Origin of the sequence: Psychrobacter sp., from assembly GCF_030457785.1 — a bacterium.
GTDB lineage: Bacteria > Pseudomonadota > Gammaproteobacteria > Pseudomonadales > Moraxellaceae > Psychrobacter.
The window spans coordinates 1-4,669 of the sequence record NZ_JAKDUI010000209.1; the positions used below are offsets into that span (position 1 = coordinate 1).

At 43.4% G+C, this 4,669-nt stretch carries 4 protein-coding genes; 1 reads left to right on the top strand and 3 read right to left on the bottom strand.

Going from position 1 to position 4,669, the window contains the following annotated elements:
* A partial coding sequence (locus L0J61_RS09370) for a transposase (protein ID WP_301466182.1) occupies positions 1-388 on the bottom strand: 388 nt, incomplete at its 3' end.
* A 114-nt stretch (positions 389-502) separates the two neighbouring features.
* Here L0J61_RS09370 and L0J61_RS09375 point away from each other — a divergent pair.
* Positions 503-1,801 (top strand): NCS1 family transporter, encoded by a 1,299-nt coding sequence (locus tag L0J61_RS09375; RefSeq protein ID WP_301466185.1) that lies wholly within the window; start codon positions 503-505, stop codon positions 1,799-1,801.
* A 294-nt stretch (positions 1,802-2,095) separates the two neighbouring features.
* Here L0J61_RS09375 and L0J61_RS09380 read toward each other — a convergent pair whose 3' ends face one another.
* Both L0J61_RS09380 and L0J61_RS09385 read right to left on the bottom strand, forming a co-directional pair.
* On the bottom strand, positions 2,096-2,647 hold the full coding sequence (locus tag L0J61_RS09380; protein WP_301466183.1) for a protein disulfide oxidoreductase: 552 nt from the start codon (positions 2,645-2,647) through the stop codon (positions 2,096-2,098).
* A 153-nt stretch (positions 2,648-2,800) separates the two neighbouring features.
* Positions 2,801-4,438 (bottom strand): carbon-nitrogen hydrolase family protein, encoded by a 1,638-nt coding sequence (locus L0J61_RS09385; RefSeq protein ID WP_301466184.1) that lies wholly within the window; start codon positions 4,436-4,438, stop codon positions 2,801-2,803.
* Positions 4,439-4,669 lie beyond the last annotated feature (231 nt).

Genomic DNA, 4,669 nt, shown 5'->3' on the forward strand with positions numbered 1-4,669 from the left:
CGTAGAGCTCTTTAATGCTCTCTACAATCTCGGTGGTGGTTTGACCCTTGGCGTAAAGGAATATGATCTTGTCATCGAGACCTGAGATACGGGTTTGATGCTTACTAACGAGTACAGGCTCAAAGCTGCCACCGCGGTCTCTTGGGGTGGAGATTTCAAGATCGCCTGTGTCACTGCGAACTGTCTTTTTAGTGTGCCCATTGCGCTTATTAGGCTTGTCTGCCTTTTCATGCTTGGGATAGCCGAGATGGTCTTCCATTTCAGCTTCAAGGGCAGTGTCGATAAAAGATTGCATGAGCTGCTTCTGGAAGTCTTTGATATCATCAAAGCTTTTCATGCTACCAGCCATTTGCTCAGCCAGTTTTTTAATGTCAGATTGAGTAGTCATTGCTTATTCTCCTGTTATTGGATTATAAGCAGTTACACACTTTTTAGGAAACTCCCGGAAAATGTAAAGGGTAATACAGAAACACCAGAGCTAAACTCTCTTGACCACAAGGCTATTGGTCAAGAGAGTTTAGAACCCCAAACTACTCGTATTATGGGGTCATGGTCGTATTTGTTTGCATGGTTGGGTGGCTGTGTGTCCATCGGTACGTTTACCGTTGGCTCAGGTCTGGTTGGTACGTTAAATTTATTACAGGTTGTTTTAGCGATTGCCATTGGTTGTACCGTCATCGGTGCTGCCTTGATGATTAATGGTCGTGCAGGCCATAAATACGGTATCCCTTTCATGGTGCAGTGTCGCTCTGCATTTGGTTTTTCTGGTAGCCGTATTCCTGCTTTAGTGCGTTCAGTACCAGCGATTGTATGGTTCGGTTTTCAAAGTTGGATTGGTGCAGGGGCTTTGAACTTAGTGTCCGATGCCTTGTTTGGTTATAGCAATCTTGTTTTGTTTTTTATCGGCTTTCAATTTTTGCAAATTGGTTTATCTGTTCTTGGTTTTCATGGTATCAAATGGCTTGAAAATATTGGCTCAATTTTTATCATTGGCTCCCTGATCTATATGTTTATTAGTGTTCTGAATAAGTATGGTGATGCCATATCCACCAATCTTATTAGTGCAGAAGGGACATGGGGCACACCTTTTTGGGGTGCGACGATGTTGTTTTTGGGTGTCTATAGCACGATGATGCTGAATGTTTCAGATTATTCTCGAGAACTAAAAGAAGAGGTTGGTCTATTCCGTCAAGTGGCTATCTATGCAAACTCAATACTGCCAGCCACTCTTTTTATGGGCTTGATCGGACTCATGGTCACCAGCGCAACGGGTGAAGTTGACCCTATTAAAGTATTTTCCAGTGCTGTCGATAACAAGCCATTACTCGTTATTACCATGCTGTTCATTGCTTTTGCTCAAGTGACGACAAATATTTTGAATAATGTTGTACCACCTGCTTATGCATTGATGGATATATTTAAGGTAAAGTATAAAACAGCGGCCGTTATTGTAGGTTTGCTGGCCTTTGCTACTTTCCCTTGGGAGCTGGTAAAGGACGAATCCGCAGCTGGTCTTAACCTGTTTATTCAAACCTATTCTGCATTTTTGGGGCCTTTATTTGCCATCTTAGTGGTTGATTATTACTTCCTTCGCAAGCAAAAACTGGATATAGATAAGCTCTATGATAAAGACGGCCCTTATAAAGGTGTCAATATGGCTGCTGTTATCGCCATGGTCGTGGGTATCGTTGTTTCCTTAACTTTTTCTAGCATTTCCTGGTATGCGAGTTTGATTCCAGCTGGTGCTACTTATTGGATATTAATGAAAAAAATGCCTGCTGCACAGCGTTTTATGTCTTAAGAGGTGATAGGCTGAAAACTGTGATTTATTAACAAAAGCCTGTATATCGATGAGATATACAGGCTTTTGTTTTAGCGCCCTAGGGCGTGCCTTCAATTCAATCGATAGTCATCTAAATGGGTTAAAAATGGCTAAATGTTGCCAAACGGCGTCAAATAGCTGACTAATATCTCGATATTATCTGCGCCATTTTTCTTGTTTGACTGCCATTTATCTTATTTTTATCACCATTTTCAAAATGAGGACACGCCCTAGTGCTGATGACGGGTATACTTTAGTGGTCTCAGTGGAGTATCACAAAACAGACGATAGCCATAGGCGTAGTTTCAACGACCACAGCGGTTGAATGCCAGTCAGTCCTTGCGTCATCTCACCGTCTTTAAGGAAGACATACGAAGGTGTCACTTGTCCCTCCCAATCAGCAAATATCTGTCCGTCTTGGTCATTCACAGTAGTAAATTCATAATCGTTTTCAGCGAGATAGCCCTGTAGTTCTTGGTTGGAGCCTGATTTGACGGCGATAGTGACCACAGGGTAGTTATTCGTTTCTGCCAGCTTGTTGATCGTAGGCGATGTCATGTTACAAATAGAGCACCAGGTACCCCAAAAATATATCAAGGTCGGTTGATCTGCACTCATACCTGCTAAATCAACACTTTGACCCTGATAATCAGTGAGCTGTAGCTGAGGGTCGGCGGGCATGACGGGTTGGCGCCACCAGTTAATCACACTATAAACGAGGATAAACACCAATCCATATAACAAGATGGTTTTGATAATTGAAAACACTTTTTGTTTTGGTGTTTTCGTTGGTTTTACCTGTTCGTCGTCGGACTGAGTCGTCATAGAGGCTGCCTTTTCGATGGCGATGTTTTCAATATGTGTTTAGGGCGTGTCTTGTGTTTTTAACTCATGTCAGATCAACTATCTTAATCAGATTATTTATCTTTATAAATGACACGCCCTTATGTGATGAAGGTGCAGGTGCTGATGAAGGCGCTAAGGTTTTTGCGCTCGACTTTGTAGCGGATCACCGATCAAGACACTGCCAGAGTTCTCTCGTCGCTCTTCTTGACTAAGCTTACTGGCAGGTATTTTTGACTTTCGTTTCCATTTCAAGCTAAACAAGTCATCTCGGCGGTCCAGCAAGTTATGCACCGAGCCTTCGTTGCGCACATGGGTCAGCTTGTCTAAATTCAAATCGGAGAAAAACACCATTTCGGTATTCGGGGTGGTTTCTGCCATGAGCGCATCATGTGGAAAGGCAAAGTCTGACGGTGAAAAAATGGACGATTGGGCATACTGAATATCCAAGCTCTCGACTTGTGGCAAGTTACCCACTGAACCACAGATCATCACATAGCATTCATTTTCAATCGCACGTGCTTGCGCACAATGGCGCACACGTAAGTAGCCGTTTTTGGTATCCGTCCAGAATGGTACGAATAAAATATCCATGTCATCAAGTGCCATCAAACGGGCAAGCTCTGGGAATTCGACATCGTAGCAAACCAGAATACCGACACGACCAGCGTCGGTATCAAAGACTTTGACCTCATCACCGCCTTCGATGACCCATGCGCTGCGCTCATGTGGGGTGATGTGAATCTTACGCTGTTCCTCGACCGTGCCGTCGCGACGGCATAGATAGCTGACATTGTATAAGGTGTCTTCTTCATCAAGCAGCGGCATGGATCCGGTGATGACGTTGACATTGTAAGTAACGGCTAGATGCGAAATCTCGTTCTTAAAACGTTCGGTATAACCCGCTAAAAAGCGAATAGCGATGTTTTGATCTGTGGACTCACAAAGCCCCATCAGCGGCGCATTAAAAAACTCTGGTAAACACGCAAAATCAGAGTTGTAATCGGCCATAATGTCGACAAAGAACTCGACTTGTTGTAGCAACTCTTCAGGTGATTCAACTTCGCGCATTTGCCACTGAATACCACCGATTCTCACTTCTGACTTGCGAGTATTAGGCTTGTAGTCTTGTGGCTCGTAATAGATATTGGCCCACTCAAGCAGTGTCGCGAAGCCTCTGGACTGGGCATCGTCTGGTAGATAGGCAGTCAAAATACGCTTGACGATAAACCCGTTTGATAACTGGAATGACAGCGCAGAGTCATGGATTTCTCTTGACTCCACTGCATCAATATAGTCTCCAGGAGATAGGTCTTGGTGATTGTGGTAATTGGGAATACGTCCACCTGCCAAGATCGCTCGGAAGTTCAATTGGCGGCACAGCTCTTTGCGTGCATCATAGAGTCTGCGACCGAGACGATAACCACGATACTCAGGGTCTATCAATGCATCTAAGCCATAAATGGCATCACCTTCGGGATCGTCTCTGATAATCTCTCTATGACCAATCAAATCATCGTAAGTATGCGGGTTGGAAAACTTGGCATAATTAACGCGCATGGAGAGCACGATACCGATGAGCTTATCGTGGTCAAATAAAGCAATTTGCCCTTCAGGGAAGGCGTCAATCAAGGTGCTGATGGTGGTTTTCGACCATGAACCACCTAGGTTGACATAGACACGATCCATCAGTTCTTTTAATTGCGGATAGTCTTTTTTCTTAATCTCAGCAATCGTCAAATGGAAGTCGTCTTGCTTTTCAATCTTGCTCATAATATTCCTGTCTATCGTTGAAATTCGCTGGTATTAGTCAACACACCCTAAGTACGAGAATGATAAAAACGGTGATAAAACGCACAGCATGGTTTTGTATGAATTTATCCTTACGTCATCATTGATACATCGTCATTAATAAGTCATCGTCAATTTAAAATAAAGTCGATAGGTTAATCATTTATCTATTTAATGCGCCCTAGTGTCAGGTGCAATCTTTAGTGCCAGAAA